2 protein-coding genes are annotated in these 20,725 nt (G+C 67.4%); both read right to left on the bottom strand.

Annotation, left to right across the window (positions count from 1 at the left end; translation table 11 throughout):
- Window positions 1–5: 5 nt before the first annotated feature.
- Window positions 6–16,811 carry a non-ribosomal peptide synthetase gene (locus OG534_RS33850; protein WP_326594000.1) on the bottom strand — a complete coding sequence of 5,602 codons (16,806 nt, stop codon included), beginning with the start codon at window positions 16,809–16,811 and terminating at the stop codon, window positions 6–8.
- 2,199 nt (window positions 16,812–19,010) lie between these two features.
- Window positions 19,011–20,483 carry a sialidase family protein gene (locus OG534_RS33840; RefSeq protein WP_326593194.1) on the bottom strand — a complete coding sequence of 491 codons (1,473 nt, stop codon included), beginning with the start codon at window positions 20,481–20,483 and terminating at the stop codon, window positions 19,011–19,013.
- Window positions 20,484–20,725 lie beyond the last annotated feature (242 nt).

Genomic DNA, 20,725 nt, shown 5'->3' with positions numbered 1-20,725 from the left:
CCAGCTCAGCCGAGCAATTCACTGCCCTTTCCCGTGGACAGCCAACCGGCTATTGAATCCCAAAGCAGGGAGAGCATGGGGGGATCGGCCATTTCGTCGTGAGAACAAGGCAACCGCGCCTCGCTTATTTGACCGGAAGTATAAGGCTGCCACATGGCGCTACCCGAACCGTCCTCGAGCTCATCCGACGAAATGAAGAGAATGTCGCCGTGAAATCTCCGAGGATAATGCTGCACATAGATACGGGTGTTGTTCGCGATGATTCTCGCCCTCACTTCGGCCTCTTCATCCGAAATCTCACTGCGGAAGTAGTCCGGAAGTCCGGCGAGGCCACGGAGAGAAGGCGCCTCGTCGAATATTTCCGGTGCATCCGCCTGATCGTCATGGTCGTCGCCATCACGTTCTTGAATCGCTTGACGGATACGATCTGCAGACTCCTGGCCAGTCTCGCCCGAGTCGAGTGTGTCGAGTGGGGCGGGTGCATAGCCTCCCATGATGACAAGTGCCACCTGCTGGCCGTCTTCCTGCAGTTGTACAGCCATCTCCTGAGCCACGCGGCCTCCCATCGACCACCCCAGCAGATGATAGGGACCGGAAGGTTGCACGGTGCGCAACTCTTCGACGTATTCTTCCGCCATTTTCCGGATGGATTCCGGCAACTCACCCGCACCATCGACATCCCGGGCCTGCAGACCGTACAAGGGGATGCCAGGAGGTACGAATCCGGCCAGAGGTGCGAAGCACCAACTCAACCCGGATCGCGGATGGACACAGAAGAGGGGTGGCCGGCTCCCGTGCGTCCTGATGGGAAGAAGCGTACGAAGCGAGTCGTTCATCGCGGGAAGACTGAGCCGATGTGCAAGTCCTGCGACGCTGGGTGCTTCCATCAGCATTTTGACGGAGACATCGACACCCATGATCGAACGAATCCGACTCACCAGTTTGACCGCCAGAAGTGAATGTCCACCGCATTCGAAGAAGTTGTCCTCGACGCCGATGTGAGGGACGTTCAGTCCTTCGGCAAAAATTCTGCACAGGATTTCCTCCTGGACCGAGGAGGGTTCCCGGGTCGGCGCGGACCACATGTAGTCCGGCGCTGGAAGTTCCCGTCGGTCCAGCTTCCCGTTCGCCGTCAGCGGCAGACTCTCCAGGACCACCAGCGCGGACGGCACCATGTACTCCGGCAGCATCGCGCCGAGATGGGCGCGCAGGGCAGCCAGGTGAACCCCGGCGGTGATGCCGTCACCGCTGGTGTTGCCCCCGTTGGGGACAAGGTAGCCGACCAGGCGCTTGTCACCGGGGCGGTCCTCCCGCACCATCACGGCTGCCTGGGATACGGACGGATGTGCGCTCAGCGCGGCCTCGACCTCACCCAGCTCGATACGGAACCCGCGGACCTTCACCTGGTCATCCGTACGGCCCAGATACTCCAGTTGTCCCTCTGCGTTCCAGCGGGCCAGGTCGCCGGTCCGGTACATCCGCTCACCCGGGGTGAAGGGGTTGGCGACGAACCGCTGCGCGGTCAGTCCCGGCCGGGCGTGGTAGCCGCGGGCCAGTTGGGCGCCGGAGACGTACAACTCACCCGCAACACCCACCGGCACCGGCCGCAGAGACGGGTCCAGGACGTAGACCCGGGTGTTCCACACCGGACGGCCGATCGGCGCGGCGCCTGCGGGCCATGTCGCCCGGTCCGCCGGCAGGGTATGGGCGGTGACCACATGGGTCTCGGACGGACCGTAGTGGTTGTGCAGCACCGTCCCGGCCGCCCCGCACAGGTCACGGACCCGATCACCGAGCACAAGGGCCTCGCCGGCCTGGGAAACATGACTCAGCAACGGCAGGTCCGTGCCCTGCTCCGCTACGGCCTCACCCAGCGCGTCCACCATCATGTGGGGGGCGTACAGCTCGGTGACCTTCTGCTCCCTCAGCCATGCCACGAACTCTTCCGGGTTGCGCCGGATCTCTTCGTCCGGTACCACAAGGGTCTTGCCGTCCAAGAGGGCCGAGAGGATCTCCTGGGCCGAGACGTCGAAGCTGATCGCGGTGAACTGAGCGACCCGCGAACCGGCCTCGGCGGGGATGGCAGAAGCGTGCCAGGACAACAGGTTGACCAGCGCGCCACAGGACATCACCACCCCCTTGGGACGCCCGGTCGAGCCGGAGGTGTAGATCAGGTACGCGGGGTGCTGCGGCAGCAGCGGACCGGTCCGCTCCTCATCGCCGGGAACGTCGGCCGGCAGTGCACCGAGTTCGGCGACAACTGCGGGGGCGTCCAGCAGCAGCGCGGGCCCCGTAGCCATGCGCCCGGCGACCTCGGTGGTGGTCAGCGTCAGCGAGGGGACGGCATCGGCCAACATGAAGGCGATCCGCTCGGCCGGGTACTCCGGATCGATCGGCAGGTAACCGGCGCCCGACTTCAGCACGGCCAGCAGACCGACGATCAGGTCCACCGAGCGAGGCACGGCCAGCCCGACGATGTCCTCGGGACCGATACCGCGACGGATCAGCAACCGGGCAAGCCGGTTCGCACGCTCGTCGAGCTCCGCATAGGTGACCTCAGCGCCGCCGAAGACCACCGCGACCGCATCAGGATGCTTCGCGACCCGGGCCTGGAACAGCTCCGGCAGCGCCACCCCGGGCACCTCCTGGACGGTGTCGTTCCACCCCGCCAGAACCCGGTGCCGCTCCTCCTCCGACAGCACCTCCACCACGCTGACCCGCTGGTGCGGTTCCCTGGTGACGGTGTCCAGGACGCGGGCGAACCGTTCGGCCAGTGCCTCCACCGTTTCGGGGTCGAACAGGTCGAGGGCGTAGTCGATACCGCCGTGCAGGCCGGCCGGGCGAGTACCGGTGCTGGTGTCGGTGTCGGTGTCGGTGTGGAAGGTCTCGGCCAGGCTGAGGAACAGGTCGAATTTGGCTGCCGGTTCGCCGGTGGTCAAGGGCTCGGTGTGAATGCCGGGCAGGTCGAGTACGGCGTGGGCGTTGTTCTGCAGGGCGAGCATGACCTGGAAGAGCGGGTGGCGGGCCATCGAGCGGGTCGGGGCGAGGTCTTCGACCAGCCGCTCGAAGGGAACGTCCTGGTGCGCGAACGCAGCCAGGCCGTTTTCACGGACCTGCTCCAGCAGACCGGCGAACGTGGGGTCACCCGACAAGTCGGTGCGCATCACCAGGGTGTTGACGAAGAACCCGATCAAATCATCCAGCGCCTCATCGGTGCGCCCGGCAACCGGAGTACCCACCGGGATGTCACTGCCCGCCCCCAGCCGGGACAGCAGCACGGCCAAAGCCGCCTGAAGCACCATGAACACGGTCACGCCCTCGGCGCGGGCCAGCTCCGCCACCCGGGCGTGCACCTCGGCCGGCACCCGGATCTCCACCCGGCCGCCGCGGTGCGAGGCCACGGTCGGCCGGGGCCGGTCGAACGGCAGCACCAGCTCCTGCGGCACCCCGTCCAAAGCCTTGCGCCAATAGCCCAGCTGCTCGTTCAGCAGACTCTCCGGGTCGGTCACCTCACCCAGCAGCTGACGCTGCCACAACGTGTAGTCCGCGTACTGCACCGCCAACGGCTCCCAGACAGGTGCCCGCCCGGTAGTACGGGCCGTGTACGCGACCGACACATCCCGTGCCAGCGGTCCCATCGACCACCCGTCACCGGCAATGTGATGCACCACCATCACCAGCACGCACTCACCCGGCCCGGCCTGCAGCAGCCACGCCCGCAAAGGAAGCTCAGCACTCAGGTCGAACGCATGAGCCGCCAGCTCGGTGACCGCCTCTGTCAGACCCTCCTGCTCCACCTCGACCACCGGCAGATCAAAAGAGGAAGGGGAGGGAAGGATCTGCTGATAAGGCCTGCCCTCATCCGCAGCAAAGACCGTCCGCAGCACCTCGTGCCGGCCCACCAGATCACCCAACGCCAACCGCAACGCCTCAACATCCAGGTCGCCGGTCAGCCGCAGAGCCACAGGAATGTTGTAGGTCGCCGACGGGCCTTCCAGCTCGCCCAGGAACCACAACCGCTGCTGCGCGAACGAGACCGGTACCGTCTCGGGCCGTGCCATCGCCACCAGCGCGGGACGTGCCGCACCCGAATCCGTCAGCCGCAGCGCGAGTCCGGCCACGGTCGGCGCCTCGAACAGCGCCCGCATCGCGACCTCCACCCCCAGATCCGTTCGGATCCTGTTGGTCAGCTGCACCGCGAGCAGTGAGTGGCCGCCCAGCTCGAAGAAGTTGTCGTCCACGCCGACCTGGGGCAGGCCCAGGACCTCGGCGAACACCTTGCACAGGATCTCCTCCTGCACCGTGGCCGGTGCCCGCCCGCTGTCGGCTGCCTGGTAGTCCGGAGCGGGCAGGGCCCTGCGGTCCAGCTTCCCGTTGACCGTCAACGGCAGCACGTCCAGCACCACCAGCGCGGACGGCACCATGTACTCCGGCAGCATCGTCCCGAGATGGGCACGCAGCGCGGCACTGTCCGCCTGCGGAGCGTTGCCATCGTTGGGGACGAGGTAGCCGACCAGGCGCTTGTCGCCGGGGCGGTCCTCACGCACCATCACCGCTGCCTGGGCCACGGATGGGTGGGCGAGCAGCCCCGCCTCGACCTCACCCAGCTCGATACGGAACCCGCGGATCTTCACCTGATCGTCCGTACGGCCCAGGAAGTCCAGGACACCGTCCGGTCGCCACTTGGCCAGGTCGCCGGTGCGGTACATCCGCTCGCCCGGAGCCCCGAACGGGTTGGCGACGAACCGCTGTGCCGTCAGTCCCGGCCGGTCGAGATAGCCGCGGGCCAGGCCCGCGCCGGCAACGTACAGCTCACCCGCGACACCCGCCGGAACCGGCCGCAGAGTCGAGTCCAGCACGTAGACCCGGGTGTTGGCGATGGGCGTGCCGATGTGCGGGGTGTTGAGTGCGCCGGCGGACAGGGGGTTGGTGGTGGTGGCGCAGACGGTGGATTCCGTCGGTCCGTAGGCGTTGATGAGACGGCGGCCGTCGGCCCAGTGGGTCACCAGGTTCTGGCTGAGGGCTTCGCCGGCGGTGATGAGGGTCGTGATCGACGGCAGGCTGTCCGGTTCCAGGAGAGCCAGTACGGCGGGGGGCAGGGTGGCGTGTGTGACCGACCGCTCCGCGACCAGGCGGACGAGCGCCTGGCCCGGCAGCAGGTCGTGCGGCGCGGCCGAGACGAGGCAGGCCCCATTGCACAAGGCCATCACCATCTCCCAGGTCGCCGCGTCGAAGCTCGCCGAGGCGAACTGCAGCACCCGGCTACCTGCCCTGATCCCGAATGCCTCCGCCTGCACGGCAGCCAGGCTCGACAGTCCCTGGTGGGTGACGGCCACGCCCTTGGGCTGCCCGGTGGACCCGGAGGTGTAGATGACGTAAGCGGGATGGGCGGGCAGCAGGATGGTGTTGCGCTCGGTGTCGGCGAGTTCGGTGTCTAGGAGGCCTTCGAGTGCGGTGGCGGTCCGGGGCGCATCCACGACCACGTACGGCGGGTGGTTGCCGCTGAGGCGGGAGACCAGGTCCGTGCTGGTGAGCACCAGGACGGGCTGGGCATCGGTGAGGACGTAAGTGATGCGGTCGGCGGGGTAGTCGGGGTCGATGGGCAGGTAGGCGCCGCCGGCCTTCGTCACCGCGAGAAGAGCAACGACCAGATCGGCCGAGCGGTGCATCATGACCGCGACCAGCGACTCCGGTCCCACACCCCTGCCGATCAACAGGCGGGCGAGACGGTTGGCGCGGGCGTTGAGTTCCGCATAACCCAGTTCCACGTCCTCGAAGACGACGGCGACCGCGTCCGGGGTGCGTGCGGCCTGTGCCTGGAACAGCTCCGGCAGCGTCGCCGCGGGCACCTCCCGGGCGGTGTCGTTCCACTCGACCAGGACACGGTGCCGCTCCGCGGGATCGAGGACGTCCACCGTGCTGATCTGCTGGTGCGGTGCTGTTTCCAGGGCGGCGACGATGCCTTCCGCGGCGGTATGCACCATGGCGCACAGTGATGCACCCGAGACGGGTTCGGCGACCTGCACGCCGAGGATGAATCCGTCACCGGTGTCGTCGACGTTCAGCCCGATCGGGTAGTTCGTCCGCTCCTGGGAGTACAGCATCGCGATGCCGTCCAGGCGGTTGTCCGTCCCTGACTCAGCGTTCTTGGAGTGCCGGTAGTTGAACAGGGAGGTGAACAGCGGGGTGTCCGCCTTGATACCGCTGGCCTGCCGGGCCAGTTTCAAAGGGGCGTGTTCGTGGACGAGCAAGTCCGCCAGCTGGTTTTGCACCGACCGGACCGTTTCCATCACCTGCGCGCCGTGCGTCTGCACCCGGACCGGCAGGGAGTTGATGAACAGGCCCAGAACGCGGTCTGCGCCGCTTCCCGCGGCCATGCGGCCGAACAGGACGGTACCGAAGACGACGTCGTCCCGGCCCGCGGTGGCTGCCAGAACCCGCGCCCACACCACGTGCAAGACCGTGGCCGGGCTCACGCCCAGTCGGCGTGACTGGTCACGCAGTCGCTGCGCGAGTTCGGCATCCATCACGCGACGGGACTCCGTCACGCCGGTGCCGTCTCCGCGGACGTCGAGCAGGCCGAACGGCGCGGTCGGCTCGGTCACGTCCCCCAACAGGGTGGAGAAGTACCTCTGGTGTTCTTCCTCCGCTACCCGAAGGCGGGCCTGGGCAACGAAGTTCCGGAACGGCAAAGGCGCGGGCAGGGTGTCCTCGCGGCCCTCGATGAACGAGTGCACCTCCTCCAGCAGCACGTCCAGGGTGGTGTGGTCCGCGATCAGGTGATGGGCCTGAACGAGCGCGAGCCACTGACCGTTCACCGGGTCGGCTGCCGTGTACACGCGGATCAGGGGCGCCTGGCCGATGTCCATCGTTCCAGGACACGCGGCCAGCATCCGGCCGGTCACCTCATCGTCAGGCCCCTCGGGCAAGTCGACGCTTTCCACCGGGATCGCAGCACGGCGCACTACCACCTGTACCGGTTCGCGCAGTCCTTCCCATACGACGGCGGTCCGCAGGATGTCATGCCGGTCGACGATCTTCTGCAGTGCGCCCACAAACCCGTCGAGCCGCTGCCGGGAGTCGAACCCCAACAGCACCGGCAGCACATACACATCGGTGCCGTCACCGGAGTCACCCATCAGGTGGTGGAAGAGGATCCCTTCCTGCAGAGGAGCCAGCGGGTACACATCGGCCACGTTGCCCGCTCCGCCGGGAACCCGGGCCACGATCCGGTCGAGCTCCCCTCGGGTCAGATCCACCAGGGGAAGCATGTCGGGAGAAAGGGTCAGGGCGTTGTCCGGTATCCGGTTCTCCGGCACCGTCACCTCGGCTCGACCGTCCGACGCAGCCAGTCCGGCAGCCGTCGGCGCCGCGAACAACGACCGCACATCAACCGATATCTTCCGGGCACGCAGCAGCTCCACCACCCGCACCGCGAGCAGTGAGTGGCCGCCCAGTTCGAAGAAGTTGTCGTCCACCCCGACCTGGGGCAGGCCCAGGACCTCGGCGAACACCTTGCACAGGATCTCCTCCTGCACCGTGGCCGGCCCCCGGCCGCTGTCGGTCGCCTGGTAGTCCGGGGCCGGCAGGGCCCTGCGGTCGAGCTTGCCGTTCGCCGTCAGCGGCAGAGCCTCCAGCACCACCAGCGCGGACGGCACCATGTACTCCGGCAGCGTCGTCCCCAGATGGGCGCGCAGGGCCGCGGTGTCGACACCGCCTGTGTGACGGGTGGCGGGAACGATGTAGCCGACCAGGCGCTTGTCACCGGGGCGGTCCTCACGCACCACCACCGCCGACTGCGTCACGTCCGGATGCGCGGCCAGCGCCGCCTCGACCTCACCCAGCTCGATACGGAACCCGCGGATCTTCACCTGGTCATCGGTCCGCCCGAGGTATTCGAGCTGACCGTCGGCGTTCCAACGTGCGAGGTCGCCGGCGCGGTACATGCGCTCACCCGGGGTGAAGGGGTTGGCGACGAACCGCTGCGCGGTCAGTCCCGGCCGGTCGAGGTAGCCGCGGGCCAGGCCCGCGCCGGCGATGTACAGCTCACCCGCGACACCCGCCGGAACCGGCCGCAGAGCCGAGTCCAGCACGTAGACCCGGGTGTTGGCGACGGGCGTGCCGATGTGCGGGGTGTTGAGTGCGCCGGCGGACAGGGGGTTGGTGGTGGTGGCGCAGACGGTGGATTCCGTCGGTCCGTAGGCGTTGATGAGACGGCGGCCGTCGGCCCAGCGGGTCACCAGGCTCTGGCTGAGGGCTTCGCCGCCGGTGATGAGGGTCGTGATCGACGGCAGGCTGCCCGGTTCCAGGAGAGCCAGTACGGCGGGGGGCAGGAGTGCGTGTGTGACCGACCGCTCCGCGACCAGGCGGACGAGCGCCTGGCCCGGCAGCAGGTCGTGCGGCGCGGCCGAGACGAGACAGGCGCCGTTGCACAAAGCCATCACCATCTCCCAGGTCGCCGCGTCGAAGCTCGCCGAGGCGAACTGCAGCACCCGGCTACCTGCCGTGATCCCGAATTCCTCCGCCTGTACGACGGTCAGGCTCGGCAACCCCTGGTGGGTGACGGCCACACCCTTCGGCCGCCCGGTGGACCCGGAGGTGTAGATGACGTAAGCGGGGTGAGCGGGCAGCAGGGAGGCGCGGCGCTCGGTGTCGGCGGGGTCGGTGACTTGGAAGTCCTCGAGTGCGGTGGTGGTGCGGGGGTCGTTGACGGCCAGGTGCGACAGCTCTCCGCCGGTGAGGCGGGAGGCCAGGTCCGTGCTGGTGAGCACCAGGAGGGGCTGGGCGTCGGTGAGGAGGTAGGAGATCCGCTCGGCGGGGTAGTCCGGGTCGATGGGCAGGTAGGCGCCACCGGCCTTGGTCACTGCGAGAAGGGCAACGACGAGGTCGACGGAGCGGTGCATCATGACCGCGACCAGCGATTCGGGTCCCACACCGCGGTCGATCAGCAGGCGGGCGAGACGGTTGGCGCGGGCGTTGAGGTCCGCATAGGTCACCTCGCTACCCTCGAAGACCACCGCGACCGCGTCCGGGGTGCGCGCGGCCTGGGCCTGGAACAGCTCCGGCAGCGTCGCCGCGGGCACCTCCCGGGCGGTGTCGTTCCACTGAACCAGGACACGGTGCCGCTCCGCGGGGTCCAGCACCTCGATGGCGTTGATGTGCTGGTGGGGGTTGGCGGTGACGGTGTCCAGGACGCGGGCGAACCGTTCGGCCAGTGCCTCCACCGTTTCGGGGTCGAACAGGTCGAGGGCGTAGTCGATACCACCGTGCAGGCCGGCCGGGCCATTACCAGTGCTGGTATCGGCGTCGGTGTTGGTGTCGGTGTAGAAGGTCTCGGCCAGGGTGAAGGACAGGTCGAACTTGGCCACCGGCTCGCCGGCGGGCAACAGTGCGGCGTCGATATCGGGCAGGTCGAGTACGGCGTGGGCGTTGTTCTGCAGGGCGAGCATGACCTGGAAGAGCGGGTGGCGGGCCATCGAGCGGGTCGGGGCGAGGTCTTCGACCAGCCGCTCGAAGGGAACGTCCTGGTGCGCGAACGCGGCCAGGCCGTTTTCACGGACCTGCTCCAGCAGACCGGCGAACGTAGGGTCACCCGACAAGTCGGTGCGCATCACCAGGGTGTTGACGAAGAACCCGATCAGGTCGTCCAGCGCCTCATCGGTGCGTCCGGCGACCGGGGTACCCACGGGGATGTCGCTGCCGGCGCCCAGCCGGGACAGCAGCACGGCCAAAGCCGCCTGAAGGACCATGAACACGGTCACGCCCTCGGCGCGGGCCAGCTCCGCCACCCGGACATGCACCTCGGCCGGCACCCGGATCTCCACCCGGCCGCCGCGGTGCGAGGCCACCGTCGGCCGCGGCCGGTCGAACGGCAGCACCAGCTCCTGCGGCACCCCGTCCAGAACCTTCCGCCAGTAACCCAGCTGCTCGTTCAGCACACTGTCCGGCTCGGTCACCTCACCCAGCAGCTGACGCTGCCACAACGTGTAGTCCGCGTACTGCACCGCCAACGGCTCCCAGACGGGCACCTGGCCGGCAGTACGGGCCGTGTACGCGACCGACACATCCCGTGCCAGCGGTCCCATCGACCACCCGTCACCGGCAATGTGATGCACCACCATCACCAGCACGCACTCATCCGCGCGGGCCTTCAGCAGCCACGCCCGCAACGGCAAGTCAGTCGCCAGACTGAACACGTGACCCGCCAGCTCGGCAACCGCCTCTGCCAGACCCTCCTGCTCCACCTCGACCACCGGCAGATCAAAAGAGGAAGGTGAGGGAAGGATCTGCTGATACGGCCTGCCCTCATCGGCCGGGAAGACCGTCCGCAGCACCTCGTGCCGGCCCACCAGATCACCCAACGCCAACCGCAACGCCTCGACGTCCAGGTCGCCGGTCAGCCGCAGAGCCAGAGGCATGTTGTAGGTCGCCGACGGGCCTTCCAGCTCGCCCAGGAACCACAACCGCTGCTGTGCGAACGAGACCGGTACCGTCTCGGGCCGTGCCATCGCCACCAGCGCAGGACGTGCCGCACCCGAATCCGTCACCCGCAGCGCGAGTCCGGCCACCGTCGGCGCCTCGAACAGCGCCCGGATCGGCACCTCGGCCCCAAAGACCGACCGGATGCGGCTCACCAGCCGGGTTGCCAGCAGTGAGTGCCCACCCAGCTCGAAGAAGTTGTCGTCCACGCCGACCTGGGGCAGGCCCAGGACCTCGGCGAACACCTTGCACAGGATCTCCTCCCGCACCGTCGACGGCCCCCGGCCACCATCGGCCGCCTGGCAGTCCGGGGCGGGCAGGGCCCTGCGGTCCAGCTTCCCGTTGACCGTCAACGGCAGCACGTCCAGCACCACCAGCGCCGACGGCACCATGTACTCCGGCAGCATCGCACCGAGATGGGCGCGCAGGGCCGCGGTATCGACACCGTCTCTGTGACGGGTGGCGGGAACGATGTAGCCGACCAGGCGCTTGTCACCGGGGCGGTCCTCACGCACCACCACCGCCGACTGCGCCACGTCCGGATGCGCGGCCAGCGCCGCCTCGACCTCACCCAGCTCGATACGGAACCCACGGACCTTCACCTGGTCATCGGTCCGCCCGAGGTATTCGAGCTGACCATCGGCGTTCCAACGTGCCAGGTCACCAGTGCGGTACATACGCTCACCCTGACCGCCGAACGGGTTCGCGACGAACCGCTGCGCGGTCAGCCCCGGCCGGTCGAGATAGCCGCGGGCCAGCTGGATGCCGGCCAGGTAGATCTCACCGGGCACGCCGGGCGCCACTGGCCGCAGCGCGGTGTCCAGCACGAACACGCGCATGTTCCAGATCGGACGGCCGATGGGGATGTCGCCGTGCGCGTCCGGCTCGCCCGGAGCGAGCGCGAAGGTGATGCACCCGACGGCGGCCTCGGTCGGGCCGTACTCATTGGTGACGGCAACACCGGGGTGTGCGGTCCGCCACTTGGTGAGCTGTTCCCGGGTGAGGCTTTCGCCGCCGACAACGTTGTCACCACGGACGAAAGTACCGGCGGGCTGCTCGGCCAGCAGGCCCAGGTGGCTGGGCGTCACCTTGAGGAAGGTGGGTGCCGGCTCCTCGGGGAGACCGTCTCGGATGTCTGTGAGGAGCAGGGTTCCGCCTGCCGCCAACGTGCCGTACAGCGGTGTGACGGTCAGGTCGAAGGAGACCGACGAGTGCAGCACCGTCCGGCCGCTCAGCCCCGGGTATGCGTCGATCGCCCAGGTGACGTAATGGCACACGGCCTCATGGCTCACCACCACGCCCTTGGGTCGTCCGGTCGAACCGGAGGTGTAGATGACGTAGGCGGGGTGGGCGGGCAGCAGGGTGGTGCCCCGCTCGAAGTCGGACACGTCTGTGTCACCAAGGCGCGCCAGCATCGCGACGGTACCGGGAGCATCGACCACAAGACGAGTCTGCTCGTCCTGCAACACCGTCTGCGTCACCTCGCTGGTGAGTACCAGGAGGGGTTCGGCGTCGGTGAGGAGGTGGGTGATGCGGTCGGCGGGGTAGTCGGGGTCGACCGGGACGTACGCAGCTCCGGTCTTGACCACCGCGAGGAGAGCGACGATCAGGTCGACGGAGCGGTGCATCATCACCGCGACGAGTGTTTCGGGTCCCGCGCCCTGGGTGATCAGCAGTCGCGCCAGGCGGTTGGCCCGGGCGTTGAGTTCGGCATACGTGAGGCCGGCCTCACCGAACACCACCGCTGTCGCATCCGGGGTCCGCGCGACCTGGGCTTCGAACAGCGTGGCCAGCGTGGCCTGCGGCACCTCGTGGGTGGTGTCGTTCCACTCGACCAGGATCCGGTCGCGTTCTGCTTCGCTGAGGATGTCGATCCGGTTCACGGCGACGGACGGGTCCGTGGTCACCGCGTGCAGGAGTCGGTTGAACCGCTCACCGATGGTGACGGCGGTGTTGTGGTCGAACAGGTCTGCGGCGTAGGTGATGCTGCCGGCCAGGCCCATGGGGGCGCCGTCAGCCGTGAAGTCTTCGGCGAGTTGGAAGTCCAGGTCGAACTTGGCGGCGGGGGTACCCGCAGGCAGTACTTCGACGTTGAGCCCGGGCAGCTCGAGACGAGCCTCGGCGTTGTTCTGCAGAGTGAGCATGACCTGGAACAGCGGGTGGCGGGCCATGGAGCGGGCCGGGGCCAGTTCTTCCACCAGCCGTTCGAACGGGACGTCCTGGTGTGTGTATGCGCCGAGGTCCGCTTCCCGCGTTCTGGCCAGCAGCTGCAGGAAGTTCGGGTCACCGGAGAGGTCCGACCGCAGAACAAGGGTGTTGACGAAGAGGCCCACCAGATCGTCGAGTGCCTCGTCGGTGCGTCCGGCGACGGGGCTGCCGATGGGGATGTCCTGGCCGGCTCCGAGCCGGGACAGCAAGACGGCCAATGCCGCCTGCACCACCATGAACACCGTCACGCCCTGCACCCGGGCCAGCTCGACCAACTCCTGGTGCACCTGTGCGTCAATGGTCAGTTCGACACTGCCACCCCGATGGGAGACGACCGGGGGACGCGACCGGTCGAACGGCAAGGCCAGCTCCTCCGGCAGGTCGGCCAGTGCCCGTTGCCAATAGGCCAACTGCTCGGTCAGGAGGCTGTCGGGGTCGGTCTCGTCACCCAGCAGCTCGCGCTGCCACAAGCTGTAGTCGGCATACTGCACCGGCAACGGCACCCGCTCCAGGGCCTGGCCAGTGGATCGGGCCGCATACGCGGCCGACAGATCCCGCGTCAGCGGGGCCAGGGACCACCCGTCACCCGCGATGTGATGCACCATGATCATCAGGACGTGCTCGTCGGGACCGGTTTCGAACAGCCAGGCCCGCAGCGGGATCTCGGTGGCAAGATCGAAGTGGTGACCTGCGATCTCGGCGATCGCGGCCTCGAGGTCGGCTGCCCGTTCGACCACGAGTGTGATCAGGGCGTTTTCGGCCGGCAGGATCTGCTGGTAGGGCTGCCCGTCCACCGTCGCGAACACGGTGCGCAGGACCTCGTGTCGGCCGACCACATCACGCAGGGCGGCCTTCAGAGCGTCGACATCCAGCGACCCGGTCAGGCGCAGGACGAGGGGGATGTTGTAGGTCGCCGACGGGCCTTCCAGCTCGCCCAGGAACCACAACCGCTGCTGCGCGAACGAGACCGGAACCCGCTCCGCCCGCTCCACCCGCAGCAGCGGTTGCCGCCTCGCACCGGATGAGGTCAACCGGCCCGCCAGGGCGGCCGGGGTGGGCGCCTCGAACAGCGTCCGGATCGGCACCTCGGCCCCGAAGACCGACCGGATACGGCTCACCAGCCGGGTCGCAAGCAGTGAGTGGCCACCCAGCTCGAAGAAATTGTCCTCCACCCCGACCGTGGACAGGCCCAGGATCTCGGCGAACACCTTGCACAGGATCTCCTCCTGCACCGTCGACGGCCCACGGCCACCATCGGCCGCCTGGTAGTCCGGAGCGGGCAGAGCCCTGCGGTCCAGCTTTCCGTTCACCGACAAGGGCAGCGCATCCAGCACCACCAAAGCCGACGGCACCATGAACTCCGGCAACACACCCTGCAGATGCCTGCGCACTACGGCGACGTCCACACCCTCCGGACCGCTCGCCGGAACGAGGTAGCCGACCAGTCGCTTGTCGCCGGGGCGGTCCTCACGCACCATCACCGCCGACTGCGCCACGGACGGATGCGCTGTCAGCGCCGCCTCGATCTCACCCAGCTCGATCCGGAAACCACGGATCTTCACCTGGTCATCCGTCCGCCCGAGGTATTCGATCTGACCGTGGACGTTCCAACGAGCCAGGTCACCGGTGCGGTACATCCGCTCACCCGGGGTGAACGGGTTGGCCACAAACCTCTCCGCCGTCAGCCCCGGCCGCTCGAGGTAGCCACGGGCCAGCTGGATGCCGGCCAGGTACAACTCACCCGCAACACCCACCGGCACCGGCCCCAACGCCGCGTCCAGCACATAGACCTGGGTGTTCCAGACCGGACGGCCGATGGGGACACTGCTGCCGCTGGTGTCGCTGTCACACGTCCATGCGGTGACCTCGACCGACGCCTCGGTGGGACCGTAGAGATTGTGAAGCGGAACGTCCAGTACGTTCCGGAACTGCCCGGCGATGTCGCTGGGGAGCGCTTCGCCACTGCAGAACACAGCTCGTAGGTCGGTACAGGCGGCGGCGGCCGGTTCACGGAGGAAGACCTGCAGCAGAGACGGGACGAAGTGCGCGATCGTGACACGTTCGCGCTGGATCAACTCGGCCAGGTACCCGGGGTCGCGGTGGCCCGAGGGCTTGGCGACCACCAATGTCGCACCCTGGAGCAGCGGCCAGAAGAACTCCCGTACCGACACGTCGAAACCGAAGGGGGTCTTCTGCAACACCCGGTCCGAGGGAGTCACGTTGTAGGCGCCCTGCATCCAGGTCAGCCAGTTGACGATACCCGCATGGGGTACGGCCACACCCTTCGGCCGTCCGGTGGAGCCGGAGGTGTAGATGACGTAGGTGGGGTGGGCGGGCAGCAGGGGGGCGCGGCGCTCGGTGTCGGCGGGGTCGGTTCCTTGAAGGCCCTCGAGTGCGGTGGTGGTCCGGGGGTCGTCGACGACCACGTGCGGCGGGTGGCCGTCGGTGAGGCGGGAAACCAGGTCCGTGCTGGTGAGCACGAGGAGGGGCTGCGCGTCGGTGAGGACGTAAGTGATGCGGTCGGCGGGGTAGTCCGGGTCAACGGGTACGTACGCGCCGCCGGCCTTGACCACCGCAAGGAGCGCGACCACCAGGTCGACAGAGCGGTGCATCATGACCGCGACCAGCGACTCGGGTCCCACTCCGCGGTCGATCAGCAGGCGGGCGAGGCGGTTGGCGCGGGCGTTGAGGTCCGCATAGGTCACCTCGATATCCTCGAAGACGACGGCGGTCGCGTCGGGGGTGCGCGCGGCCTGCGTCTGGAACAGCTCCGGCAGCGTCGCCGCGGGCACCTCCCGCGCGGTGTCGTTCCAGTCCTCGAGAACCAGACACTGCTCGGAACGGCTCATCAACGTGATCTGGTGTACGCGGTCCTCCGCAGTGGAACGCGCCATCCAGTTCATCACGTCAAGGAATTTCGCAGCATGCTCCTGCGCTGCTCCCCGGCTGTAAAGATCCGGGTTGGCATCCACCACCACGGAAATGCTTCCGTCGGATGACCTGTCGTACACCGAAATCGACAGGTCATTGAAATTGATGCCACCGAGCCCGTGCGCACTGCTGGGGGCGTCACCGAATCTCAGGTCGTAGTCAAAGGAGACGATATTGACCAGCAGCGGGTAAAGTCCACTGCGCCCTACGAGCTTCAGGTCTCTGAGGATGTCCTCGTAGCGGTATCGCTGATGCCGCAAAGCATCTCTTACTCCGCGAGACACCTGCTTAACAAGTTCCCTCACCGCGGCCTTCGGCTGCACTGTGAGGCGTAGAGGAATGATATTCGCCGTCATTCCCGGGACGTCCCGCAGGGCAGTTGTTCTGCCCATGACGGGGACCCCGAGAATGATGTCCTCTTGTCCCGTGGCGCGATGGAGGTAGGCAGCGCTCGCGGCTATGGCCAGACCCGAGAGGCTCGTCCCCAGCCGACGTGCGGAGCTTCTGAGTTCCGCGGCGGCGGCGGGAGGAATGTGGAGCGTATGACGTGTCAGTTCATGGGGTGTTGTGGAGGGTTCCCGGCCGCTCAAGCTGACCGTTTGAGGGCGATCGGAAAGACGCTCCGTCCAGTACTCCCGGTCCAGTTCGAATTCCGCGGACATCCGATAATCGGAATCGGCATCCATCAGTACGGAACTCGAGGGAAGCGCACTTCCCGTGAGGGATTCGCCAGCCAACAGTGCCGTGTAAACCGCAGCCACTCGGGCGGCTATCAGGGATCCTGCGAGTCCGTCTGCGATGATGTGGTGAATTCTGTAATACCAGAGGAAGAGATCTTCGTCGACCTTGAACATGGCTTGGGTGAAAAGTTCAGCGCCCTGGAGATCGACTGGACGTCGCATGTCCGCCCACATCCAACTCTCCGCGCTGGAACGGGGATCCTCCTCACCGCTCACGTCGATCACGTGAAACAGCCAATCGCTCCGCAGGTCAAAATGCTGCCGCGGGACTTCATCTGCGGTTCCCTCGAAACGCAGGCGAAGACAGTCAACTTCTTGGACGACTCTGCGCACGGCCGCTTCAAAAGGGCCCGTGTCCACCTTTCCGTGAATCTCTATGTATTCACCCATGTTATAGATGGGATTATCCGGATTGAGTTGCTGCGCATGCCATACGCCAAGCTGTCCGGCCATCAGTTCACGACGGCCACCATGCGATCCAGACATATCCACACCTCGGTCAACGTTCGCGCCCCACACCAGGAGCAACTAATTTAAGATGAACGACTTCTCCGAGCCGTTCGGAGATAACTTAGGAGACAAGCCCCATAGCCACCCCATACCGACCCTCCGTAATTCCAGGTCGCATTTCCGTTCCTGATCGGCCACCTACGTATTGACAACGTTGTCAGTCCACGCAACAGCGATGTCACAGCGGGGGGCTTCACATATACAGGAGGGACGAGGTCGGCGTCGGGAGCCTGAGGAGCATACGCCCCGGGTGTCGCATCCGGATGATCAAAGTGTCCGGTGTCCGACATGGAGCCGAGCCGCCGATGATACTGGGAGTACGGGGTCCAGATGACATCCGGGCGGACCATCGTCGAGGAACTCGCTCACGTGCAGGCCGGCCCATTGTTGCAGGAGACGGAGACACGAGCGGCGCCGTCGAAAGACACAGTGGCGACGTTGCCCTTGCTGTCGCGTGCCTGGGCCCAGCCCGTTCCCGACCGCACCTGTGCGCCGCCAGGCCGTTCAGGGCTCCAGGTGCTGGACTCGCCGCTCTGTGGGTACGCCGGAGCGCCGGTCAGGAAACCCAGGGAGAGCGCCATAATGAACGCACCAAATCCCCAGGACGGCCTTTTCTTCGTCTTATTCGACATGAAATACGTCTCTTAGTTCTAAATCTTCTTCCGGAGGCGGCGGGCGTCTCTCCCCGATGCGGGACCGCAGGACGACTGATGAGCCCCTGCGTCGAGGGCAGCCGTGACGATCGGATCCGCCAATCGGGGCTTTCCACAGGAACGTTCGGAAGTCGCTGCACAGGTTTCCGTGTTCGACTCTGTGGTTCCGTGGGTGCATTGACATGCAAGCAACTACCCGAAGAGATCGGCGCAACCCTCCACATGGGGAGGCCCCTCAGCCAGATCTAGAGAAGTACCCCAGGAGCAGCTAAACCCATCACTTTGCCCCATTTCGCATCCAACCACGACGTCAGTCAACTCACCTTGGGGCTGGCCGACTTGATGCGAGCATATGCTCGCTCAAGCGGCCGGTCAACCACTACTGCAACAGCGATTGGTGTCACTGTTTGCCAAGGCGCTCAATGGCCTGGTCATGGGCGATGTGAGGACAGGTCTGGGCTAGGTGCAGGAGCAGATCGTGCACCGGTGCGCCCGGTCGGGGCCGCGTGAATCGGTTCTGCGTCTCCGCGAGGGCCGGTAGCGCCATTGGAGCGGAAGAGCAGCTGGACCCGCTGGCGGAGGGGCCGGGCATAGCAGCACGGACCGGATCCACCGGCTGCCCAGAAGCCCCTGGATCGGTGGCAGACATGCCAGCGGCCCAGGTGCTGGGCTGGTCCGAGGAGTCAAACGCGGTCCCGCACGGCCCGGAGTCAGGAGACCTTCGGGCGCCCGGCCGCCTCGGGTCGCCAGACATCGAGGTCCGGGGCCGCCGTGAGGAAGCTTGATCCCCGCGGCGATCTCCTCGGCGCGGACGTCGTCGAGCAGGAAGATGAAGTGCTCGATCACCACGGGCTGATCCCTGAGGTCGCCGTCCGGATCCACCGCGGTGTTCGCACGGTCCGCCGCGAGGCAGAGCACCATCATGAACACCTTGAGGTGATCCGCCCCGAGCAGCACGCTCGCAGTTCGGCAACGGGGGCCGGTACGCAGTGGCAACGACTGCCCGCCGGCCGTCAGGCCCTGCTCGCGCCGAATCAGCAAGTTGGTTGGCGCTTTGGTACACCGCAGGTCACGAGGCGTGTCAACCCGACGCCATCTTCCGCATGGACGAGTTCGGGCCGTGCAACCTCCAGCCCCGCCCCGGACGACAGGGGGCCGATCGCGGCGGCCGACACAAGGACCCGGACCGCGATCCGAGGCCGAAACAAGGGGCCACCTGCACGCGTCTGAACGGAGTTCATGCCCAGTCCACGGCACCGACCCCACCAGTCATAAAAGCCCGGCAGCATGATCCACCGCTACTCATCCGGCGGAACAAGCGCGCTGTTCCGGTCAGTCACGAACCAGACCGCGTTCACGCGACCCCAAAACAGGGCCGCCCCGCCGGGCGGGACGTGGTCAAACCTCCCCGCCCAGCGTGGTCACGGAGTGGGTCCGAGGCCTGTCTGCAGCCGTCGGCGGTCGGGCCGGCCGACGGCGTCCGCGTCGGTCAGCGGGTGCGGAGACTGCTGGTGTACACGTCCGTACGGTTCAGTGGTGCGCCGGGGTGGGTCTCGGTGAGCACCGCCCGTACTCCCTTGCCGTCCGCCACCAGGCCTTGGTAGTCGCCGAGGAAGTAGCCCCCGGCGAACGGTGCCTGCAGCCAGTCGAAGATCCGCGAGATGCGTCGCTCGGTCCGGCGCTTCGGGTCCCCGTGCGGCAGGGTGGCCAGCTGGTAGGCGGTGGGCAGGGTGGTGGTGTTGCCGGGCTCGAGGAAGCGCAGGTCGTAGTAGGTGAGCGCGACCGTACCCCGCTCGGTGACCGCGATCGACGGGGAGAAGGCCGGCACGTCCTCCGGGCTGATCAGCTCCGGGGCTCCCCAGGTGCGTCCGCCGTCGGTGGAGCGCACCAGCTGGACGGAGTCGAACCTGCCGCCGGAGAAGTCCGAGCCCTCGTACGCCATGTAGAGCGTGCCCGTCTTCGGGTCGACGGCCGGGCTGGGCAGGGTGGACGCGGCGCGCAGCAGTTTGGTGGGGTCGTTCGGGTCGACCTCCGGTACGGAGGTGTCCCGGGCCACGGTGACCGGGGCGCTCCAGGTCTCTCCGGCGTCGGTCGAGGTGACCACCTCGTAGCGGGCTTCGACGACGGTGCTCAGGTCCTCGGAGTGGGTGATCCGGTCGAAGAAGTCGTACAGGGTACCGGTGTGCCGGTCGACGACGATCAGATGGCCGATGGTCTGGGTGTTGGGCACGGTGCTGGTGTCGACGAACAGCCGGGCCCCGCTCCATGTACGGCCGCCGTCCCGGGTGACGGAGATGTAGCCCGGACCGTCGAGGGAGCTGGGGCCGGGCGGGTCGTTGTCGAGGCGGTCCCAGACCTGGTAGGCGGTGCCCTTGCGGATCGGGTCGGCGGTGAGCGAGGGCTTGTCGTTGAAGAACGGCTGCTCGTCGACGTGCGTGGTGGTGAGGTTCTGCCAAGTGCGGCCGCCGTCGCGGGACGTGGCGGCCAGGAGGCCGGTGCGCGTGCTCTTGGTGAAGTCGACGCCCTCGCCGCTCGCGTAGACGGTGCCGTCCGGGCCGGTGCTCACCCAGGGATCGGTGGCCCGTTCGAAGTCCGCTCCGCCCGGGGCGCACAGGCTGAACGGCAGCGTGCTCCGGTGGAAGGTGTGGCCGTCCGTGGTCCAGCCTGCCACCAGGCCACGGGCGCCGCCGTCGTTCCAGCGGTCCTGCTGGAACACGGTGACCACACGCTTGGGGTCGCGCGGATCGACGGACAGGTACGGCTCGACCTCTGTGCCCGGGTAGACGATGCTGTCGGGGGACCTCGCTCCGATGGTGCACGTCGCGTACGGGTCGCCCTGGGACACCTTGACCAGTGGTGTGCCGTCGGGGTTCCGGCCTACTGCGGCGGGAGTTGCACCGGTGACCGTGACGAGGAGGAGCGCGGCGGCGGTGACGGCGGTCAGGGGCAGGCGGACGCGCATGCGGGATCTCCTCCGGGCCTGTCGGCCGGGGTACGGGACCGCCGTCATCGGGGCGGCCTGGGGCACGGAGGCGTACCGGAACGCGAGGGGGGCGACTCCACTTGGTCCTTTTCGGCGTTAGAGCAGATCGACTAACCCCCACCAGGCAGGCGCCCCGCAGCCACGCGCCGCGGGGCGCTCCGCGCGAGCGAATCGGGGGCCAACTAGCGCTTTCGTGCCAACCAAAAGCCTCGTCACAACAG

Origin of the sequence: Streptomyces sp. NBC_01294 (assembly GCF_035917235.1) — a bacterium.
In the GTDB taxonomy this organism is placed as follows: domain Bacteria; phylum Actinomycetota; class Actinomycetes; order Streptomycetales; family Streptomycetaceae; genus Streptomyces; species Streptomyces caledonius.
This window is presented reverse-complemented; position numbering and strand designations above follow the sequence as displayed.

Excerpts from the sequence above, each read along its gene's own strand:
- OG534_RS33850 (WP_326594000.1), bottom strand. The coding sequence starts at position 16,811 with ATGGCCGGACAGCTTGGCGTATGGCATGCGCAGCAACTCAATCCGGAT.
- OG534_RS33840 (WP_326593194.1), bottom strand. The coding sequence starts at position 20,483 with ATGCGCGTCCGCCTGCCCCTGACCGCCGTCACCGCCGCCGCGCTCCTC.